The sequence below is a fragment of the Mycobacteroides chelonae genome (assembly GCF_016767715.1).
Classification (GTDB): Bacteria; Actinomycetota; Actinomycetes; order Mycobacteriales; family Mycobacteriaceae; genus Mycobacterium; species Mycobacterium gwanakae.
This window is the reverse complement of the sequence record NZ_CP050145.1, coordinates 3,236,804-3,256,385: the sequence shown is the minus strand read 5'-3', so window position 1 is coordinate 3,256,385 and position 19,582 is coordinate 3,236,804. Positions and strand designations below refer to the sequence as shown.

Annotated in this window: 19 protein-coding genes; 17 read left to right on the top strand and 2 right to left on the bottom strand. The window is 64.5% G+C overall.

Annotation, left to right across the window (positions count from 1 at the left end; genetic code table 11):
* Window positions 1–7 precede the first annotated feature (7 nt).
* Complete coding sequence (locus tag HBA99_RS16005; RefSeq protein WP_057966788.1) at window positions 8–880, top strand: GNAT family N-acetyltransferase; 873 nt, start codon at window positions 8–10, stop codon at window positions 878–880.
* Between the two features lie 74 nt (window positions 881–954).
* The gene (locus HBA99_RS16000; RefSeq protein WP_044103989.1) at window positions 955–2,772 is read left to right on the top strand and encodes a penicillin-binding transpeptidase domain-containing protein; all 1,818 of its coding nucleotides are present in this window, start codon (window positions 955–957) and stop codon (window positions 2,770–2,772) included.
* On the opposite strand, the gene HBA99_RS15995 is transcribed toward HBA99_RS16000, so the two are convergent.
* A complete protein-coding gene (locus HBA99_RS15995) occupies window positions 2,769–3,134 on the bottom strand; it encodes a VOC family protein (protein ID WP_070923653.1) in 366 nt (121 codons plus the stop codon). The two genes, HBA99_RS16000 and HBA99_RS15995, sit on opposite strands and share 4 nt — an antisense overlap.
* A 116-nt stretch (window positions 3,135–3,250) precedes the next feature.
* Here HBA99_RS15995 and HBA99_RS15990 point away from each other — a divergent pair, with 116 nt between their 5' ends.
* From HBA99_RS15990 to HBA99_RS15970, 5 genes are all read left to right on the top strand, one after another.
* Window positions 3,251–3,991: a L,D-transpeptidase gene (locus tag HBA99_RS15990; protein ID WP_044104075.1), complete on the top strand. Its 741-nt coding sequence runs from the start codon at window positions 3,251–3,253 to the stop codon at window positions 3,989–3,991.
* Window positions 3,992–4,022: 31 nt separating this feature from the next.
* The gene (map, locus tag HBA99_RS15985) at window positions 4,023–4,883 is read left to right on the top strand and encodes a type I methionyl aminopeptidase (RefSeq protein ID WP_044103988.1); all 861 of its coding nucleotides are present in this window, start codon (window positions 4,023–4,025) and stop codon (window positions 4,881–4,883) included.
* Complete coding sequence (locus tag HBA99_RS15980; RefSeq protein WP_070923654.1) at window positions 4,880–6,400, top strand: cobyric acid synthase; 1,521 nt, start codon at window positions 4,880–4,882, stop codon at window positions 6,398–6,400. The genes map and HBA99_RS15980 overlap by 4 nt, the downstream gene beginning before the upstream one ends.
* An 83-nt stretch (window positions 6,401–6,483) precedes the next feature.
* Window positions 6,484–7,104 (top strand): hypothetical protein, encoded by a 621-nt coding sequence (locus HBA99_RS15975; RefSeq protein WP_057966784.1) that lies wholly within the window; start codon window positions 6,484–6,486, stop codon window positions 7,102–7,104.
* A 109-nt stretch (window positions 7,105–7,213) separates the two neighbouring features.
* Window positions 7,214–7,840, top strand: coding sequence for an alpha/beta fold hydrolase (locus HBA99_RS15970; RefSeq protein ID WP_078285373.1), 627 nt, complete (start codon window positions 7,214–7,216; stop codon window positions 7,838–7,840).
* 1 nt (window position 7,841) lies between these two features.
* Here the strand turns inward: HBA99_RS15970 and HBA99_RS15965 are convergent, their stop codons facing one another.
* The gene (locus tag HBA99_RS15965; protein ID WP_057966783.1) at window positions 7,842–8,819 is read right to left on the bottom strand and encodes an alpha/beta hydrolase; all 978 of its coding nucleotides are present in this window, start codon (window positions 8,817–8,819) and stop codon (window positions 7,842–7,844) included.
* Between the two features lie 107 nt (window positions 8,820–8,926).
* Between HBA99_RS15965 and mqo the strand changes: the two genes are divergently transcribed.
* From mqo to HBA99_RS15915, 10 genes are all read left to right on the top strand, one after another.
* Window positions 8,927–10,411: a malate dehydrogenase (quinone) gene (gene mqo / locus HBA99_RS15960; RefSeq protein WP_044104074.1), complete on the top strand. Its 1,485-nt coding sequence runs from the start codon at window positions 8,927–8,929 to the stop codon at window positions 10,409–10,411.
* On the top strand, window positions 10,408–10,854 hold the full coding sequence (locus HBA99_RS15955; RefSeq protein ID WP_081347764.1) for a GNAT family N-acetyltransferase: 447 nt from the start codon (window positions 10,408–10,410) through the stop codon (window positions 10,852–10,854). The genes mqo and HBA99_RS15955 overlap by 4 nt, the downstream gene beginning before the upstream one ends.
* Window positions 10,847–12,727: a VWA domain-containing protein gene (locus HBA99_RS15950; RefSeq protein WP_070952663.1), complete on the top strand. Its 1,881-nt coding sequence runs from the start codon at window positions 10,847–10,849 to the stop codon at window positions 12,725–12,727. Before HBA99_RS15955 ends, HBA99_RS15950 begins: the two co-directional genes overlap by 8 nt.
* A 17-nt stretch (window positions 12,728–12,744) precedes the next feature.
* Window positions 12,745–13,359, top strand: a complete 615-nt coding sequence (gene cobO, locus HBA99_RS15945) for a cob(I)yrinic acid a,c-diamide adenosyltransferase (RefSeq protein ID WP_030093973.1) — start codon at window positions 12,745–12,747, stop codon at window positions 13,357–13,359.
* Between the two features lie 3 nt (window positions 13,360–13,362).
* Window positions 13,363–14,718: a cobyrinic acid a,c-diamide synthase CobB gene (locus HBA99_RS15940; RefSeq protein WP_109494469.1), complete on the top strand. Its 1,356-nt coding sequence runs from the start codon at window positions 13,363–13,365 to the stop codon at window positions 14,716–14,718.
* Window positions 14,719–15,558: 840 nt separating this feature from the next.
* Window positions 15,559–16,197, top strand: a complete 639-nt coding sequence (locus HBA99_RS15935) for an MspA family porin (protein ID WP_030093970.1) — start codon at window positions 15,559–15,561, stop codon at window positions 16,195–16,197.
* Window positions 16,198–16,200: 3 nt separating this feature from the next.
* Window positions 16,201–16,506, top strand: a complete 306-nt coding sequence (locus HBA99_RS15930) for a hypothetical protein (RefSeq protein ID WP_081342866.1) — start codon at window positions 16,201–16,203, stop codon at window positions 16,504–16,506.
* Entirely contained in the window at window positions 16,503–16,796 is a 294-nt protein-coding gene (locus HBA99_RS15925; protein ID WP_081346085.1) for a hypothetical protein, read from the top strand. Before HBA99_RS15930 ends, HBA99_RS15925 begins: the two co-directional genes overlap by 4 nt.
* A gap of 267 nt (window positions 16,797–17,063) precedes the next feature.
* On the top strand, window positions 17,064–17,348 hold the full coding sequence (locus HBA99_RS15920) for a DUF1490 family protein (RefSeq protein ID WP_030093967.1): 285 nt from the start codon (window positions 17,064–17,066) through the stop codon (window positions 17,346–17,348).
* Window positions 17,349–17,355: 7 nt separating this feature from the next.
* Window positions 17,356–19,554, top strand: a complete 2,199-nt coding sequence (locus tag HBA99_RS15915) for a heavy metal translocating P-type ATPase (protein WP_081347766.1) — start codon at window positions 17,356–17,358, stop codon at window positions 19,552–19,554.
* The last annotated feature ends 28 nt before the right edge of the window (window positions 19,555–19,582 follow it).

Here is a 19,582-nt window from a genome sequence, read left to right as displayed (position 1 = left end):
ATTGCCGATGACGACAACACTGCCGGCGCACGGTGCGCCCGGAGCGTCGTCGTCCGATGCCGTTCGCGTCCTCGGACTATCGGATACTGAGGCGGTGCGTGCGGTCCTGGACGCCGACCCGGTGGCCTCCTGCATGCTCGCCGCACGCGTCGAGGCTCGCGGTGCCGATCCCACGGCCATCGGTGGCGAGATCTGGTCCACGGGAGTGTTGACCGATTCCCTGTGCTTCGTCGGGACCACGATCATTCCTCTGGCCGGCGGTCCCGAGGCCACCCGGTTGTTTGCCGAACGCGCCATTGAGCAGCACCGTATCTGCCCCTCCCTGGTCGGCCCGGCCGATGTGGTGCTCGACATGTGGGGCCATCTCGATCCGGTCTGGGGCCCCGCGCGCGAAGTCCGCGCCTGCCAGCCCCTGCTGGCGATGCTCGACGCGCCGACATGTGCCGTCGACTCCGCGGTACGGCAGGTGCGCGCCGAGGAACTCGACCCGTATTTGAACGCTTCGATCCAGATGTTCATCGGCGAGATGGGTGTCGATCCGCGCAACGGTGATGGCGGCCGTGGGTACCGGCGGCGGGTGGCCGGCCTCATCGAGGCGGGCAGGGCGTGGGCACGTTTCGAGGATGGGCGGGTCATTTTCAAAGCGGAGGTCGGATCGCAATCGCGGTGCGTGAGCCAGATCCAGGGCGTATGGGTTGACCCGGAGTTCCGTGGCCGCGGGCTCGGCACTGCTGGGGTGGCCGCCGTGGCGGCAGCGGTCCATCGCAGCAGCCGCATCCCCAGCCTGTACGTGAACAGCTTCAATGAAGTGGCCCGTGCGTCCTATGCCCGGGCAGGATTTACGCGCATCGGCACATTCGCGACGGTTCTCGTTAGCTGATTCTGGCGAGCTAGTGCTCGCTACGCCCGTGCGCCTGCGGGGTTTTGGAGGCTCACGGCCATAACATCGACCCGATGTTCAGACGTGTGTGGTCCCTGCCGTTGTTCGGCACCGCCCTGTTGGTGGCCGGCGCGGTCGCGTGCACCCCGCGCCCCGACGGGCCCGGCCCGGTCGCAGAGAAGTTCTTCGAGGCGCTGGCCAACGGTGACACCGCCTCGGCGGCGAAGATGACCGATGACCCCGATGGCGCGAAAGTGGGTTTGGATCAAGCTTTCTCGGGCTTACAGGCAACCTCATTCAAGGCCGCCGTGAACGGATCGCAATACACTCAGGACACCGGTAGCGCCGACGCGACGTACGTCTGGCAATTGCCCAGAAAGCGCACCTGGACCTATAGCGGACGCTTAGAGATGCTGCGTACCGCGGGCAGTTGGCAGGTCCGCTGGGCACCGAGCGACCTGCATCCCAAACTCGGTGAGCGCCAATCGCTCTCGCTGCGAACCGATCCCGCCAAGCGGGCAACGGTCAACGAGTCGGGCGGTACCACCGTGCTGGCGCCGGCCAACCTGTACAAGATCTCCTTCGACGCGTCGCAGGCCGGTAAATCGCTGATGAGCACCGCCACCGCGCTGGCCGATGCCATCCGGCCCTACGACGACCAGATCAACGCTGCCTCGCTGGCTGAGCAGGCGAGCGCCCAGACCTCGCCGATGAATCTCATCACGCTGCGCAAGGACGATTGGGACAAGGTCTCCATTGCGCTGGAGACGCGGCCAGGGGCATTGCGACCCGGCGTGGTGATGACGCAGATCGCCGATCTGCTGCCCACCGATGATCGCTTCGCACCCGATATCGTCGCGCAGGTCAAGAAGGCAGTGCTCGATGAGCTGGATGGCGAGGCCGGCTGGCGGGTGGTCAGTGTCAACCAGAACGGTGTTGACACCGCGGTGCTCAACGAGGTGAAACCCAATCCGGCTCCGTCGAAGACGATCAGCCTGGATCGTGCCGTGCAGAACGCGGCGCAGAACGCTGTCAACACTCGCGGTCAAAAGGCCATGATGGTGGTGATCAAGCCGTCGACGGGGGACATCCTGGCGGTCGCGCAGAACGCCGCTGCCAACGCCGACGGTCCACTGGCCACCACGGGTCTGTTCCCGCCCGGATCGACATTCAAGATCATCACCGCGGGTGCGGCGCTCGAGCGCGGCATGGCCACTCCGGACACCATGGTGGGCTGCCCGAAGCGAGTCACCATCGGAGACCGCAGCATCCCCAACTACAACGAGTTCGATCTCGGCACGGTGCCCATGTGGCGGGCCTTCGCGAATTCGTGCAACACGACCTTCGCCAAACTGGCCAGTGAGATGCCGTTGGACGGTTTGACCGTCGCCGCTTCGCAATTCGGCATCGGTCCGGATTACGACGTCGCGGGGATCCCCACCATCTCCGGAAACGTGCCGCCCACGGTCAACCTGACTGAACGCACCGAGGACGGTTTCGGGCAGGGCAAGGTGCTGGTCACGCCGTTCGGCATGGCGCTGGCCGCGGCAACCGTCGCCAACGGAAAAACGCCTGTACCGCAGCTGATCTCGGGCCAGACCACCGGAATCACCGGTGAGCGTCCGCCGGTGACGTCCACAATGATCGACGGCCTGCGTGGAATGATGCGCGAGACCGTGCTCAGCGGCACCGCGATGGACCTCAAGGGCGAGGGTTCTGTCTACGGGAAGACCGGTGAGGCCGAGTTCCCGGGCGGTTCACACGCCTGGTTCGCGGGGTATCGCGGCGACATGGCCTTCGCCACGCTGATCGTCGGGGGCGGCGGCTCGGAAGCCGCTGTGCGGGCCACCCGCGTCATGTTCCAGTCGCTGCCGCCGGACTACCTGGCTTAGTCGGCGCTTGGCGCCAGTACGCAGAATTCGTTGCCCTCGGGATCGCCGAGCACGATCCAGCTCGATTCGCCCTGGCCGACGTCAATTCTGGTAGCGCCATGTTCTAGAAATCGATCCACCGCAGCCTGCTGGTCGGCACCGCGAAAGTCCAGGTGCAACCGGTTCTTGGCCACCTTCGGGTCGGGGGTCCCCAGGAAGAACAAGGACGGTGGATGTCGGTCGGGCTGGAACACCTCGACGGCCCCGTCATCGTCGATCGCGTACGGCCACTCCAGCGCGTCGGCCCACCAACGGCCGAGTGTGGCCGCATCATGGCAGTCGATCACAATCGCTTCTAATGTGAGTCCGGCGGACAGCCCCATGAAGCCGATTGTGCTCGCTGTCGCTAACGTTCCGCCGGGCGATTACGAACTACCATGTAGTAAAACAGCATCCAGGGAGGATCGAGAGCTTGCGCAGAGCATTTCGGAGTGTGCTTGTGGTGACCGGGCTCGCCAGCCTCCTGATGAACGTGGCCATCACCACACCAGCGACCCTCGGCCAGGCAACGGCCGCATCCCCTCGCGGGGTGGCATCCGTCTCACCCACGCCGGGTCAGACGGTCGGGGTGGCCATGCCGGTGACGGTTCATTTCGCGGCCCCTGTCGCCGATCGGCCCGCCGCGGAGCGTTCCATCAATTTCTCCGCGTCGAAGGTTCCGTCCGGGACATTCAGCTGGGTGGACGATGCGACGGTTCGTTTCACTCCTCGTGAGTATTGGCCCGCGCATTCGTCGATCACGGTGTCCGTGAACGGCGTGAGCGGTATGAAGTACAAGTTCCAGACCGGCTCGGAGGTGCTGGGCATCGCCAGCATCAGCGCGCACACCTTCACGGTCAAGATCGACGGCACGGTCATGCGTGAGATGCCCGCGTCGATGGGAAAGCCCAAGCACCCCACACCGGTCGGCTCGTTCACCGCCCTGGAAAAGCAGAGTCCGGTGGTCATGGATTCGCGGACCATCGGTATTCCGCTGAATGATCCGGAGGGCTACAAGCTGACCGTGTACTACGCGGTGCGGGTCACCTGGGGTGGCGTCTACGTGCACAGTGCCCCGTGGTCTACGGGAGCGCAGGGCAATTCGAACGTCAGCCACGGCTGCATCAACCTGAGTCCCGACAACGCGGCCTGGTACTACAACACCGTCGGTATCGGCGACCCCATCGTCATCAACGCGTAGCGATCTCGGCAGGCCCCGCTACGCTGCCTTCATGACTGTTCGTGCCGCATTGCGTCCGGGAACGCTGTCTCCCGAGCGCCAGGTTCCCGTGTCGATCGACCGCCCCGAATACGTGGGCAAGTCCGAGGTCGCGGAGGCCATCGGGGAGCCGTACGTTCAGACACCCGAGGTCGTCGAGAAGATGCGCGTCGCCGGCAGGATCGCGGCGCAGGCGCTGGCGCTTGCCGGTGAGGCCGTGGCCCCCGGGGTCACCACCGACGAGCTGGACCGGATCGCCCACGACTACATGGTTTCCCAGGGTGCTTACCCGTCAACGCTGGGGTACAAGGGATTTCCCAAGTCGTGCTGCACGTCGCTCAACGAGATCATCTGCCACGGGATACCGGACTCGACCGTGATCGAGGACGGCGACATCGTCAACATCGACGTCACCGCCTACATCGACGGCGTGCACGGAGACACCAACGCCACATTCCTGGCGGGGAATGTCTCCGAGGAACACCGCCTGCTGGTAGACCGCACCCGGGAGGCAACCATGCGGGCCATCAATGCCGTCAAGCCGGGCCGGGCACTCAGCGTCGTCGGACGGGTGATCGAGGCCTATGCAAAGCGTTTCGGTTACAACGTGGTTCGCTCCTTCACCGGGCACGGTGTGGGCCCCACGTTCCACAACGGGCTCATCGTGCCGCACTACGATGACCCCAATCTGGACATCGTCATCGAGCCGGGCATGACGTTCACCATCGAACCGATGATCAACCTCGGATCGCTGGACTATGAGATCTGGGACGACACCTGGACAGTGGCGACCACCGATAAACAATGGACCGCGCAGTTCGAGCACACCATGGTGGTCACCGACGACGGAGTAGAGATTCTGACACTGCCATGACGGGCGCCGTGTCCGGCGCGCTGCTGGTAGGGGGCGTCAGCTCCGACGCCGGTAAGAGTCTGGTGGTGACCGGCCTGTGTCGGCTACTGGCCCGCAAGGGGATTCGTGTCGCGCCGTTCAAGGCACAAAACATGTCCAACAACTCCGTGGTGACGATGGACGGGGGAGAGATCGGACGCGCGCAGGCATTGCAGGCACGCGCCTGCGGCCTGGAACCTTCGGTCCGATTCAATCCGGTACTGCTCAAGCCCGGTAGTGACCGGACCTCGCAGCTGGTGGTACGCGGGCAGGCGACAGGGAACGTTAGCGCGCGTTCCTATATCGAGCATCGCGAGGAACTGCGGCAGGTGGTGGCCACGGAATTATGTTCGCTGCGTGCGGAATTCGATGTGGTTATCTGTGAGGGTGCCGGCTCGGTCGCCGAAATCAACCTGCGAGCGACCGATATCGCCAACATGGGGCTGGCACAGGCAGCGGGCCTGCCGGTGGTGCTGGTCGGTGATATCGACCGGGGCGGTGTGCTGGCCCACCTGTTCGGATCGGTGGGCGTGCTCGAGCCCGCGGATCAACGACTCGTCGCCGGATACATCGTCAACAAGTTTCGTGGTGACCGCACACTGCTGGATCCGGGACTCGAGCAGCTTGCCGCGCTGACCGGCCGAACCACCTACGGTGTGCTGCCCTACGACGACCAATTATGGCTTGATGCAGAGGATTCGGTCTCTGTGGTGGCATCGGCTCAGGTGGGCCGCCCCGCCACACCCATCGGGAGGGAATGGCTCCGGGTGGCCGCGGTGCGCCTGCCCCGAATCTCCAACTCGACCGATATCGAGGCCATCGCGTGTGAGCCCGGGGTGATCGTGCGGTGGGTTGCTCATCCCGCCGACATCGCCGATGCCGATGTGGTGGTCCTTCCCGGCACCAAGGCCACCGTCGCCGATCTGGCCTGGATGCGGGGCAACGGGATCGCCGACGCGGTTGTCGCACATGCCCGTTCGGGCGGCCCGGTGCTGGGCATTTGTGGCGGGTTCCAGATGCTTGCCACCACGATCGATGATCGCGTCGAGTCGGGTGCCGGCACGGTCAGTGGCTTGGGTCTGCTCGATATCGACATCGCCTTCCAACCGGTTAAGACGCTGCGGCACTGGCAGTCTCCGGGGCTGAGCGGCTATGAGATCCACCACGGAACGGTCACCCGCTCGGCGGTGCTGCCGTGGCTGACCGATCATCACGAGGGCGCTGCCCACGGTGCGGTCCGGGGCACCCATTGGCATGGACTGCTGGACAACGACGATTTCCGGCGCAGATGGCTCACCGAGGCGGCGTCCGCGGCCGGACGCTCGGGATTCACCGTCGCGGCGGACACCAACGTCGCGGACCGCCGTGCGGCTCAGCTGGACAGATTGGCCGATCTCATCGACACCCACATCGACGTCGATGCGCTGGCAGCCGTGTGGCAAGACGCCGGTCGTCCGGGATCGGAGCCGTCATATCCGGTAATCGAGCACAGTCGGTGATTGGGGCGCGGGTCGAATAGCCTGTGCGGGTGCACCGGGGCTTCAGGAACATCACAGCTATCGCAGCATTCACACTGGCGCTAGTGGGCTGCACCCAGACGGTGTCGGGTACCGCCACCTGGCCGGGGGCGCGCATCGCGCAGTCGCTCCTGACGGCCGATGAGCTGCCGCAGGGCGCCAAGTACGACAGGGTTGTCGCCGATCTGGGGCCCGTGACGGTCAACAACCAGCAGGTAATCGGTGCGATGCCCTCGAATCCGCAAGGATGCGCGGACGGCTTGTCGCCCCGTTTGGCCAATGCGGGTAGAGCGGGCCCCGAGAACACCGCGCGATACATCGCGCGGTTCAACGGCGCGAACATCATCGTCAGCCTGTTGCGCGACACCATCGACCTGGCCAACGTGCAAGCGGTGGCGACCCGGTGCGCCAAGTACGAGGTGTTCTTCGACAAGAACTCGCCCGGGACGCCGATGATCACCGATCCGGTGCAAGGCGGACCTGTCGGCGTCCTCGTCTACAAGCAAACAATGATCATGCCCAAGGGCACGACTTCCCGGTACATGGCTTTCGCGAATATCCGGGGCGTGGCGATGGTGGCGACATCCTTCGACCTGCGCGATCCGTCGGTCAAGGCAGTCGCGACCATGCCCCATACCTTCCTGGACATCGTGGCGAAACAGGTCGACAAGATCGAACGCACCTGACGGCTCTGGGTGAAAGTTTCCTGAAAGGGCTGGTTAAAAGCCCAACCGGAACGGTCGCACTCAGGTAGCGTGCGCCCATGCCCAAGGTCTTCGCGCAAGCGGCTCATCTATGAGTCCGCCGCCCGAGCTTCGCCCCCCGCGCCCAGGGCCTCCACCTGCGCGTGACGGTGAATTGCACCAGGTCGTCACGATTGACGGCCGTACGGTGCAGGTCAACGTTTCGGGGCCGGATAAGGGAACCACCGTCGTCATGCTGGCCGCTGCCGGGCATTTCGCGCTCAGTTATCGCTCGGTATGCGAGCGGCTGCACACCGCGGGGCTGCGCACCGCGGTGATCGGCCACGACCCACATCTTCACGCCAAAGCCATCACCGGAGTGCTCGACGACATCGGCGTCAAGGTTGCGCTCCTGGTGGGAGATCGTGCGGGCGGTGAGCTGGCCTGGGATCTGGCTGCCAGCAAACTCGACAGGTTTATTGGTCTCGTGGCGATCGACCGTGGACACCCGCGGGTCGCCGACCGCGCCGGGCTGATCCGGGACAAGCACTGCCCGCCGGTGGAGATCAATACCACCGTCTTGGTCACCTCGGACGCGACCCGTGCCATCGCCCGCGCCAGCCAGCGCTTCGTCTACGGCGACTATCGGATTGTCGAACTGATGGGCCGCCGATCGGCGACTCGTGACCTCACGCCGGAACTGGCGGCCGAGGTGGTCCTGCGCAGCAGCTCCTGGTGAGCTAGCTGCCCGCCTCGTACCAGTCCAGCCAGGAGTTCAACTCCCCGTAGGCCCGTGTGCGTGGTTCCGCGACCGACAAGAACACATCGTGTTTGGCATCGGGGATCGGGATGACCCGTTGATGGTTGCCGATGCATCCCGCCCAGCGCGCGATTTGCTGAACATCCAGCACCGCATCACCGTGCAGTGCCGCCGCCGCGCTGACGTCGCCCGGGAGGCTGCGGTCCGAGCGCAGGATCAGGTTGGGCACCCCGACGTCCAGGCCGCGATGTAGTTCGGCGTGCCCACGCCGGATCGCACTGATCCACCCGAACCGCACCGGAAATCCGCCGACCGGCTTCCATTCCAGGTTGTAGTCGAACTCTCCGTGGAAATCCTTGTGCAGGCTCGCTCCGTATGCGCCTTCGTGCGGAAGCGGAATCGCTTGTTTGGCGCGGAACCTCGAAATCGCCTTGACGGCCGCAGTGGTGCCGCCGCTGCGGAGGAGAGGACGGCCCTGAAGATCCAGCCAGGGGCTGTTGAGGATGAGACCCGAGACATCGCCCAGGCCGGTGGACACCCGTAGACGGTTGAGCCACAGCGAGACGATCAGACCGCCGGCGGAGTGCCCGTACACGAGCAGCGGTGCACCTGCGCTGTGTCCGGTGATGATGTTCACCGCGGCGTTGAGCTCGGCGTCGTAGAGCGATAGGTCGCTGATGTAGTGCGGGGTTTGGTGAGCGCGCCGGGAACGCCCGCATTTACGCAAGTCGAGCGCGAAGAAGCGATAGCCGCGAGCCGAGAAATGTTCGGCAAGCTCGGTGTGGAAGAAGTAGTCGGTATATCCGTGCACCATCAGCACCGCGCGCCCGGTATCCGGCTGAATTTCCGGCCGCACCAGTGTGGCGGTAATTACACCTTCGCCGTCAGGGTCAATGCCCAGTTCAATGGTTTTTCGAAGGTAGCCATCGAGGACATCGGATTCCCATGTCACGGGCATAGCCTAGTTGAAGGAATGACTGAATTACCCGCGCGATAACCTGTGTGTACTCCCCGGTAGTGGCGAAGCGTTGCCACTCCATCAGATTCGAAAAGGACAGTGAACCGGTGTCAAAAGCGCAGGTGGAGCAGACAGACGTTGCCCTGATTGGGTCAGGGATCATGAGCGCGACGCTCAGCGCCTTGCTGCGATTGGTCGAACCGGACCTGTCGATCACCTTGATCGAGCGCCTTGATGCGGCCGCCAGCGAAAGCAGCGACCCGTGGAACAACGCGGGTACCGGGCACTCGGCGCTCTGCGAGCTCAACTACACGCCGCAGAAGGCAGATGGCTCGATCGACATCACCAAGGCCATCACCGTCAACGAGCAGTTCCAGGTGTCGCGCCAGTTCTGGGCCTACGCCGTTGAGAACGGTGTGCTGCCCGACGTCCGCGGATTCCTCAACCCCATCCCGCATGTGAGCTACGTGCACGGAGCCGACAAGGTCGAGTTCCTTCGTAAGCGCCACGATGCGTTGGTCGGCAACCCGCTGTTCGCGAAGATGGAGTTCATCAACGACGACGACGAGTTCGCGCGCCGACTGCCGCTCATGGCCGCCGGACGCGATTTCTCCGATCCGGTGGGATTGAACTGGAGCCAGGACGGCACCGATGTCGACTTCGGTGAGCTGTCAAAGCAGCTGGTGGGCTTCGGAGTCCGTACCGGTACCAACGCGATTTTCGGTGTCGAGGTCCGCAACATCAGCCGTGAGAGCGACGGTGGATGGCTTCTCAAGCTGGTCAACGGTCGTACGGGCGAGAAGCGCAAGCTCAAGGCCAAGTTCGTATTCGTCGGCGCCGGTGGTGGAGCTCTGGGTCTGCTGCAGAAGGCCGGAATCCCCGAAGCCAAGGGCTTCGGCGGGTTCCCGGTGAGTGGTGCCTTCTTGCGCACCAACAACACAGATCTCACCGAGGGACACAAGGCCAAGGTGTACGGCTTCCCGCCGCTCGGTGCCCCGCCGATGTCCGCGCCGCACCTGGACACTCGCGTGATCAACGGCAAGGAATGGCTGCTTTTCGGACCGTTCGCCGGGTGGTCGCCCAAGTTCCTGAAGATGGGCAAGATCACCGATCTGCCCTCGACGGTGAAGCCCAACAACCTGGCGTCGATGATCGGTGTGGGTCTGACGGAGTTCGGTCTGGTGAACTTCCTGCTGAGCCAGTTGCGTCTGACACCGGACGACCGAATCGACATGCTGCGTGAATTCGCGCCCAAGGCACAGCGTTCCGATTGGGAGCTGATCACCGCCGGGCAGCGCGTACAGGTTATTCGGCCGGCCAAGGGCAAGGGTGGTGCGCTCGAATTCGGGACCATGGTGCTCAATTCGGCCGACGGCAGCATCGCCGGCCTGCTCGGAGCGTCGCCGGGTGCCTCCACCGCGGTGCCCGCCATGCTCGACGTCATGCAGCGTTGCTTCCCCGACCGGTTCGCGAACTGGATGCCCAAGCTCAAGGAAATGATTCCGTCGCTCGGCATCAGCCTGTCGGACGAGCCGTCACTGTTCGGTGAGGTATGGGACTGGGGGACACAGGTTCTCGGCCTGGAGCAGTGAGTACGGGGTGGTCCTGGTCCGCTGACCTGGACGCCGCGACACTCTACGGACTGCTGCGGTTGCGTGCCGAAGCATTCATTGTCGGCCAGAACTGCGCCTATCAGGATCTCGATGGTCGTGATCTCGAACCAGAGACCCGGCACTTCTGGATCAAGAACGAGAACGGCGATGTCGTCAGCGGCCTGCGCGTGCTCGCGGATCCTGGCGGATCGGGTTTCTGGATCGGGCGGGTGTGTACGGCGGCGCACGAGCGTGGCCGCGGGCATGCGGCGCACCTGGTGCGTGCGGTACTGACAGAGATCGACGGCGCACGCTGTCGTTTGAATGCGCAGGCACACCTGAAGGACATGTATGGCAAGCTGGGATTCGTGGTCTCCGGTGATGAATTCCTCGAGGACGAGATTGCGCACGTGCCCATGACCTGGATGGCCGGAAATGGCTAGCACCACAGACGTTCCGGGGTATCCACTCAGTGCGATAGTCGGGCACGACCAGTTGCGGCTGGCACTCGTGCTTTCTGCGGTGCGCCCCGATATCGGTGGAGTGCTCATTCGTGGAGAGAAGGGCACTGCCAAGTCGACGGCGGTTCGTGCGTTGACGTCAGTGCTGCGGACGGTCGATGGTGCGCGACTGGTCGAGCTACCGATCGGCGCGACCGAGGATCGGGTGGTCGGATCCCTCGACCTGCAAAAGGTCTTGCGCGATGGCGAACACGCTTTCTCCCCAGGGCTTCTGGCGCGTGCCGACGGCGGCGTGCTCTACGTGGACGAGGTCAACCTGCTGCATGACCATCTCGTTGACGTGATCCTCGATGCGGCGGCGATGGGCCGGGTGCATGTCGAGCGTGATGGCGTATCTCATTCCTACGATGCGCGATTCGTACTGATCGGCACCATGAATCCCGAAGAGGGGGAGCTGCGCCCGCAGCTGCTCGACCGTTTCGGATTCGCGGTCGATGTACATGCCTCACGCGATGTGGCGGTGCGCGCCGAGGTCATCCGCAGGCGCCTTGCGTACGAGGCTGACCCGGCGGGGTTCGTGACGCGCTACGCATCCGAGGAGGCCGAGCTGGCGGCGCGGATTGCCGACGCCCGGCGCCTGCTGCCGCGAGTCGTCCTGCCTGACGCTGAGCTACAGCGTGTCGCGGCGTTGTGCGCGGCCTTCGATGTGGATGGGATGCGTGCCGATCTGGTGGTGGCGCGTGCCGCCGTCGCGCATGCGGCATGGCGTGGTGCCGAGGTGGTCGGCGAGCCCGATATCCGGGTGGCCGCCGAGTTGGCACTGCCTCACAGGCGGCGCCGGGACCCGTTCGACGAACCCGGCCTGGATCCCGAACAGCTCGACCAGGCGATGCGCGATAGCGCGCCGCCGCAGGATCACGGCCCCGGCAACGACGATCCGGATCCCGATCCGGACGGCCCCGGTGGCGGCACGCCGGAACCTTCCGCGAACCCGCCCAAAAACGATGATTCACAGCAGGATTCGTCAGCGGCGCCGGCGCCGCCGCGGCAGAGCCCGGCGCCTTCTGCGACCTTTCGTGCGAAGACATTTCGGGTGCCCGGCGTCGGTATGGGGGCCCCGGGACGACGCTCGGCCGCACGCAACCGCACCGGCAAGGTCATCGCCCCGAGCTCCGATGAGGGATTCGGGGTACACGTAATCGGCACGCTGATGTCCGCGGCTGGCCGGGTGACCGAACCCGGCAGGCTGCCCAAACCGGTGCTGTCCGATCTACAGTGGGCCATCAGGGAAGGCCGCGAAGGCAATCTGGTGATTTTCGTAGTCGATGCGTCCGGGTCGATGGCGGCACGTCAGAAGATGTCGGCGGTCAGTGGTGCCACCTTGTCGCTGCTGCGTGATGCGTATCAGCGACGCGACAAGGTTGCGGTCATCACCTTCCGCGGTCAGCAGGCGGCCACGCTGCTGGCGCCGACGAGCTCGACGCATATCGCGGGGCGCAAGCTGCAGCAGTTCGATACTGGCGGCAAAACACCGCTGGCACAAGGACTTTTGGCGGCTCGGGATTTAGTGGCCCGTGAGCGAGGCCGCGATCCGCATCGCCGCGCGCTCGTGGTGGTGCTCACCGATGGCCGGGCTACCGGCGGGCCGGATCCGTTGGGCCGGACGCGTCGAGCCGCAGGGATGTTGCGCGCCGAGCAGGTTGCGTGTGTGGTGATCGATTGCGAGACCTCTTTCGTGAGAATGGATCTGGCAGTCACACTGGCCCAGCAGCTTGATGCGCCGGTGATGCAGTTGGATCATCTGAACGCCGACCGGCTTGCCGGCGTGGTGCGCGGCGCCACTGCCGCCGCGTGAGATAGCGGAGGGGTTCAATGCCACAGGGACAACCGTTGGTGGTGCCAGAGGACGGGCTCACCACCAAGGCGCGGAGGAACGCACCGATACTGGCTGTGCACACGGGTGCCGGAAAAGGTAAGTCCACAGCCGCTTTTGGTATGGCGTTGCGGGCCTGGCATCACGGTGCCGACGTCGCTGTGTTCCAGTTCGTCAAGAGTGCGAAGTGGCGCGTCGGTGAGGAGTCGGTCTTCGGCGAGCTCGGCAAGCTGCACGACGAGCACGGGATCGGCGGCTCGGTGCAATGGCACAAGATGGGTTCAGGGTGGTCCTGGTCGCGTAAGTCGGGTACCGAGACCGACCACGCCGCCGATGCGGCCGCCGGATGGGCCGAGATCGCGCGGCGGCTGGCCGCGGAGGAACACGGCTTTTACGTGCTCGACGAGTTCACCTACCCGCTCAAGTGGGGGTGGGTGGATGTGGATGAAGTTGTCGAAGTACTTCGTTCCCGCCCCGGCACACAGCATGTGGTCATCACCGGACGCGACGCGCCACAACAGCTTCTGGATGCGGCCGACCTGGTGACCGAGATGACGAAGATCAAGCATCCGATGGACCAGGGCCGTAAGGGCCAACGCGGTATCGAATGGTAGAGCGTGGGGTCCGCTAGCGTTCCCGCGGTCGTGATTGCCGCTCCCGCCTCGGGAAGCGGGAAGACCACGGTGGCCACGGGTTTGATGGGCGCGTTGCGACGGGCCGGGCACGCGGTGGCCCCGTTCAAGGTGGGGCCGGATTACATCGATCCCGGATATCACAGCCTGGCGACCGGTAAGCCGGGCCGCAACCTCGACAGCGTGCTGGTGGGTTCGGAGTTGATCGGCCCGTTGTTCCGCCACGGCGCGCACGGCGCGGATATCGCTGTGGTGGAAGGGGTCATGGGTCTCTTCGATGGGCGTATCACCGATGAAAAGGGCTCTACGGCCGAGGTCGCGGGCCTCCTGAACGCGCCGGTGGTGTTGGTCGTGGATGTGAAGGGGCACAGCCAGAGCCTGGCGGCACTGTTGCACGGATTCGTGGTGTACGCCGCGGAGGCGGGCATCAGGATCGCTGGCGTGATCCTCAACCGGGTTGGTTCGGCACGGCATCGGGCGATCCTCACGGCGGCGGCCGATCGTGCCGGACTATCGGTACTGGGTGCGCTGCCGCGTACCGAGAAGTTGTCGGTTCCTTCGCGCCACCTGGGGCTGGTGACGGCTATCGAACATGGCCAGGCTGCCCTCGACGCGGTGGACGCGATGACCCACTTGGTCGCCGAACATGTGGACCTGCCCGCGATCGTCGCTGCCGCGCGTAGCGACGTGGCGACGGTTGCGTGGGATCCGGTGGACGTTGTCGGCGCCCCGGTGGCCGGCGAGCCGGTGGTCGCGTTGGCGGCGGGTCATGCGTTCACGTTCGGATATGCCGAGCATCGTGAGCTGTTGGCCGCGGCGGGTGCGGTGGTAGCCGAGTTCGACCCGCGCCGTGATGCCCTGCCCGACGAGACCTCAGCTCTGGTGCTCCCGGGAGGATTCCCGGAACAGTTCGCCACCGATCTGTCGTCCAATGAGCCACTGCGTCAACAGGTCCGTGACATGTCCGGACCGATACACGCCGAATGCGCGGGCCTCACCTACCTGTGCAACGACCTCGACGGGGCTCCGATGTGTGGCGTGATCGACGCGCAAGCCCGCTTCACCGACTCACTTACCCTCGGATACCGCGAGGCGGTCTCGATCACCGGCTCCACCCTCTTTGATGAGGGAGAACGGTTGAGCGGGCATGAGTTTCATCGCACCACGGTCGACTACCGCGACGACACCCGACAGCCCGCCTGGGCCTGGGGCGCTGTCGGCGGCATCCGCCGCGAGGGCGTGGTGGCGGGGGAGGGGCGCATTCACGCCTCGTATCTACACACGCATCCGGCGGCGAACGCCAGCGCGGTGGCCCGGTTCGTGTCACGCGCCGCCACCTAGCGGCATAGACCGCAGGCTCTGAGCAGAGGGCGATAGTGGCAAATCCGAATAGTATGCGTGATTCGTGAAGACGTCAGCTGATATGTAGGCCCCGCCACTGGCATCAGTCTCAGGCTTTGAAAGCCCAGATGCGTGCCGATCGAACTCATGTATGCGAAGTAATACGCCCAATCACGAAATCGCTGACACTGTAGAACGAAAACAGCTGTGACAGAGAATATTTAGGGGCTACAAGGCTTAGTACTAGAGCAGCGAAATTTGCCTGGTACCATCGTTGACATGCCGGGCCGCGGGGTATCTAAGTACCAGCTGCGCTCTGCGGTCGTACTGGCAATTTTGTGCTTGTTCTTCGGAAGCGCTTGCCTGTTGCCCAGTGAGAGTTCGCTTTTAGCAAATGCGGCGACCTCGGCCTCGTTGTATGACACTGCCGAGGTTCATCATTGGGAACCCGTGCAGCACGGCATGGCCGTCACCCGTATCCGGCTTGGGTTGATTGTGCAGCCGGTCGGTCTGCCGCTCGCCGTGTGGGTCTTTTCGCTTGGTGCCGCGGCACTGTTGGTTCTGTTGACGTCACGTCGCAGTGCGGTACTTTCACATGCCCCGGATAATGCTGGGTGGCAACGACTTCTGTATCTAGGGATCAGTCGGCGCTGAGTGCTGCCGAGGCGGTGATGACTACCCGTCTTGTGCGAACCGAACCTTCACCAGCCGTGCAACGCGTCTTTTCCGTACGCCTGGGCGGCTCCATTTCCGATGATTGGACTGTTTTCTCGTGGCGACTTCTGCCTCTTTCTATGGAGTTTCGTTGATTGTGAGCTTGCGCGTTGAATGGTGGATCTCATGATTGCGCGCCTTATATGCACAGGCTTCTTCCTGGCCGCGGCGGGGCTAACCGAGGTGGCCACGGCCGTCGCGGAGCCAAAAGATATGGCACCGCAGCTATATTCGAAGACCACGCGCGATGGATGGCATCTTGAGATCCGGCTGGACAACGAACGTGTCAATTCGGTGCCCAACCTGGCCGGGGCCGCCAACTCACGCGAGGCCTTCATTACGCTCTCGGGCACCGCGACCGCGACCGGTGGTGCCAACCCGATTACCGATAGCCTCTTCCTCATTGGCTATCAGCTCGGTTGCCAGTCCGACGTGTCATCCGGATTGCAGATCGGCGGATCTGCTGGCGTGGCGCCGTCAGTGAACGTTGGCGTGCTTCCGCTGCAAACAGTGGGCGTTGGTGGCAGTGCCGGAGTGAGCGGCTTTGTGCAAACGGTGTTGCAACCAGGCGTCATTGTCAATCTGCCGCTGGGCAATATGGTGTTGTCGTCGGGCAATACAGGGGCGTTGGATCTGGACAACGTGCACGTGAAGGCCGATGCCTGCGGAGGGGATGTCACTATTCGGTCCTTTGCCTCACTGCGTGTGTCCACCGGATTCGGTCACACCGAGTTCGCCATCTACGGCGACCCGATCAAGATCTGAACAATGCGATTATTTTGCGCGGCAATGCTCTTGGGCCTCCTGATGTGGCAAGCTCCGGCGACCGAGGCGGTGGCCGAACCTCCGCCGATTAACCCGATGCCCGCTGTTCCGGTGACGGTACCGGGCAGTGCGCCGAACAATCATGCGGCGACCCCGTCGCAGCCGGCGTTTGGATTATTACCCCTCCCCGGGCCAGGCACTCAGGTTTCGGCCGGGTTCGAAGCGGGGCACTCGGCTCGCATCAGTGGTGGGATGACGGGCGGGCGGTTGGAAGACCCGTGGGGGATTAGCGAGGGAACTACTCGGTGATTCGATTACTTTGTGTCGCAGTGATTGTCATGTTCTTTACCGTCGGCCTTGCCGCACCTGCGGCGGCGGAACTGTTACCGCCTAATCCGGCTCCTCATGGTCCGGTGATCGCGCCAGGTCAGTTGCCTGCGTTGAACGTGACGCGTGGGACTCGGTTGCCGTCTTCGATGTCCGGGGCGCATCGGCCGCGGATATCCGGTGGGATGGATGGGACCGGAGTATCCGGTGGTGTCAAGGCGAGTGCTGGATTCGGGGGCGGGAGCCCGGGGAGCTCCGCCGCAGTCCCATGACACGGTGATGGGGCCTGGTCCAGAGGCAGAACCTCCTCGTCGACGATGCGGGACCTGTAGGTCTCGTCGATAACAGTCCGCTGGCTTCGGTGATCATCCCGGCGTGCCAGCCGGCCGCGTGTCTGCCATACTTGGCGATAATGAAAACCGTTATCATCATGACGCAACGGGCCACCTCAAGGGCTGATCGAGAGTAGGTTTCGTTAAGAAGCCACGGTGCGTGATGAAGCGTGACTCAAATACTTTGAGCGAAAGGGCGATTGGCTGATGGTATGGCACGCAGTACTAGCGAAGGCCGCATCGACGGTGGTAACCGGTGCGGTGGGAGTCGCCGCTTACGAGGTTGCGCGCAAGGCCGCCGCCAAGGTTCCCGTCCGTGACGCCAGTGTCACCGTTGCCTCCTGGGGGCTGCGCGGTGTGCGTAAGGCCGAGGAAGGCGCCGAACGTGCACGACTGGCGATCGGTGATGTTGTCGCGGAGGCTCGCGAGCGCATCGGGGAAGAGGCCCCGCCGCCCGTGGTAGGAGAATCCGGTCACGACCACGAGCACTGAGCCGCACATGGTCACTGTCGTATCTGACGCGGCCGGACGTCTGCGTGCCATCGCGACTGAGTTGAGCGGTGATGTGCGGCGCGCGGTGCTGATCGAGGACACGCTGCTGCATGTACAGGGAGTTCGTGCCGTACACGCGTATCCGCGCACGGCCGCGGTGGTGGTGTGGTACTCAAAGGCAAGTGGTTCGGCCGAGGACGTCCTCGACGCGCTGGCACGCGCCCTCGAAGCTCCGGTGCCGGAAACGCTGACCCGAGAACCACATTCGTTCGATGTGCGCAATGCCGACGTGGTGCGCATGGGCGTGGGCGGGGCGGCCCTGGTAGTGCTCGGACTTCGTCGATATCCGCTGCGGCGGCCGCCGCTGCTGGGACCGACCAGTCGCCTGTTGGCAACGGCGGTCACGATTTTCAGCGGATATCCGTTCCTGCGGGGGGCGCTTGCCGCATTGCGCAGCGGCCGATCGGCAGGCACGGATCTGCTGGTTTCCGCGGCCACCGTGGCCAGCCTGGTGCTGCGCGAGAACGTGGTCGCACTGACGGTGTTGTGGCTGCTCAACATTGGCGAGTATCTGCAGGATCTGACGCTCCGGCGCACCCGTCGCGCCATCGCGGATCTGCTGTCGGGCAGTCAGGACACCTCGTGGGTCCGTCTCAGGGATGGCACCGAGGTCCAGGTCTCTACCGATTCACTGGCGGTCGGCGACGAGGTGGTGGTGCACGAGCAGGTGGCCATTCCGGTGGACGGGGACGTCGTGGAGGGTGACGCGATCGTCGACCAGTCGGCCATCACCGGCGAAACCCTGCCAGTCAGCGTCGCCGCCGGGGGGCGCGTGCATGCCGGATCGGTTGTCATGCGCGGTCGCATCGTTGTGCGTGCCGCGGCGGTGGGAGGGCAGACGATCATCGGCCGGATCATCACCCGGGTGGAGCAGGCGCAACGCGATCGGGCCCCGATTCAGACTGTCGGCGAAAACTTCTCGCGGCGATTCGTGCCGGCCTCGTTCCTGCTGTCCCTGGGCACCCTGGTGGTGACCAGGGATGTGCGGCGGGCCATGACGATGCTCTTAGTGGCCTGCCCGTGTGCGGTGGGCCTGTCTACCCCAACCGCGATTAGTGCCGCCATCGGCAACGGGGCACGCAGGGGAATCCTGGTCAAGGGCGGGTCACATCTGGAACTGGCCGGCAGAGTAGACGCGTTCGTGTTCGACAAGACCGGAACGCTCACCATCGGACGTCCGGTGGTGACGAACATCGTTGCCTTCGAACACGGCTGGGAACCCGAGCAGGTGCTCGCGTACGCGGCAAGCTCGGAGATCCACGCGCGGCACCCTTTGGGGGAGGCGGTTATTCGCTCGACCGAGGAACGCCACATCGCAATCCCGCCACACGAAGAGTGCGAAGTGCTCGTTGGCCTGGGGATGCGCACCAGAGCCGATGGGCGGACCCTGCTGCTGGGCAGCCCCGCACTGCTGACCAAGGAGAGCGTCCGGGTGACTCCGGAAGCCGATGAGTGGGTGGCCAAGCTCCGTCGCCGCGCCGAGACTCCGCTTCTGCTGGCGGTCGACGGTGTACTCGTCGGTCTGATCAGCCTGCGCGACGAGATCCGTCCCGAGGCCGCCGAGGTGCTGCAGGCGCTACGGTCCTCGGGTGTCAAACGGGTGGTCATGCTGACCGGTGATCACGCTGAAACGGCGCGTGCGGTGGCCGAGGAACTGGGTATCGCGGAGTGGCAGGCCGAGGTGCTGCCCGAGGACAAACTCCAGGCTGTGAGTCGGCTCCGAAGCGACGGGCATTTTGTCGCGATGGTCGGTGACGGGGTCAACGACGCACCGGCGCTGGCGGCGGCTGATATCGGAATCGCGATGGGACTCAACGGAACCGATGTGGCTGTGGAAACCGCTGATGTTGCCCTGTCCAGTGACGATCTGCGCAAGCTGCTCGATGTACGGGGTCTGGGCAGCCGGGCCGTGACCGTCATCCGGCAGAACTACGCCATGTCTATTGCCGTCAACGCGATCGGGCTGGTGATCGGTGCCGGGGGCGCGCTCTCGCCGGTTCTGGCCGCAATTCTGCACAACGCGTCCTCGGTCGCGGTGGTCGCCAATAGCTCGCGTCTTATCGGCTATGAACTCGACAATCGCCCCGCACTCGCGTCGGTGCAACATCGGCCCGCGCCGTCGGCCCTGTCCGCAGTGGAGACGTGACCTTCCAGCAGAAGAGGCTGTGTCAGAA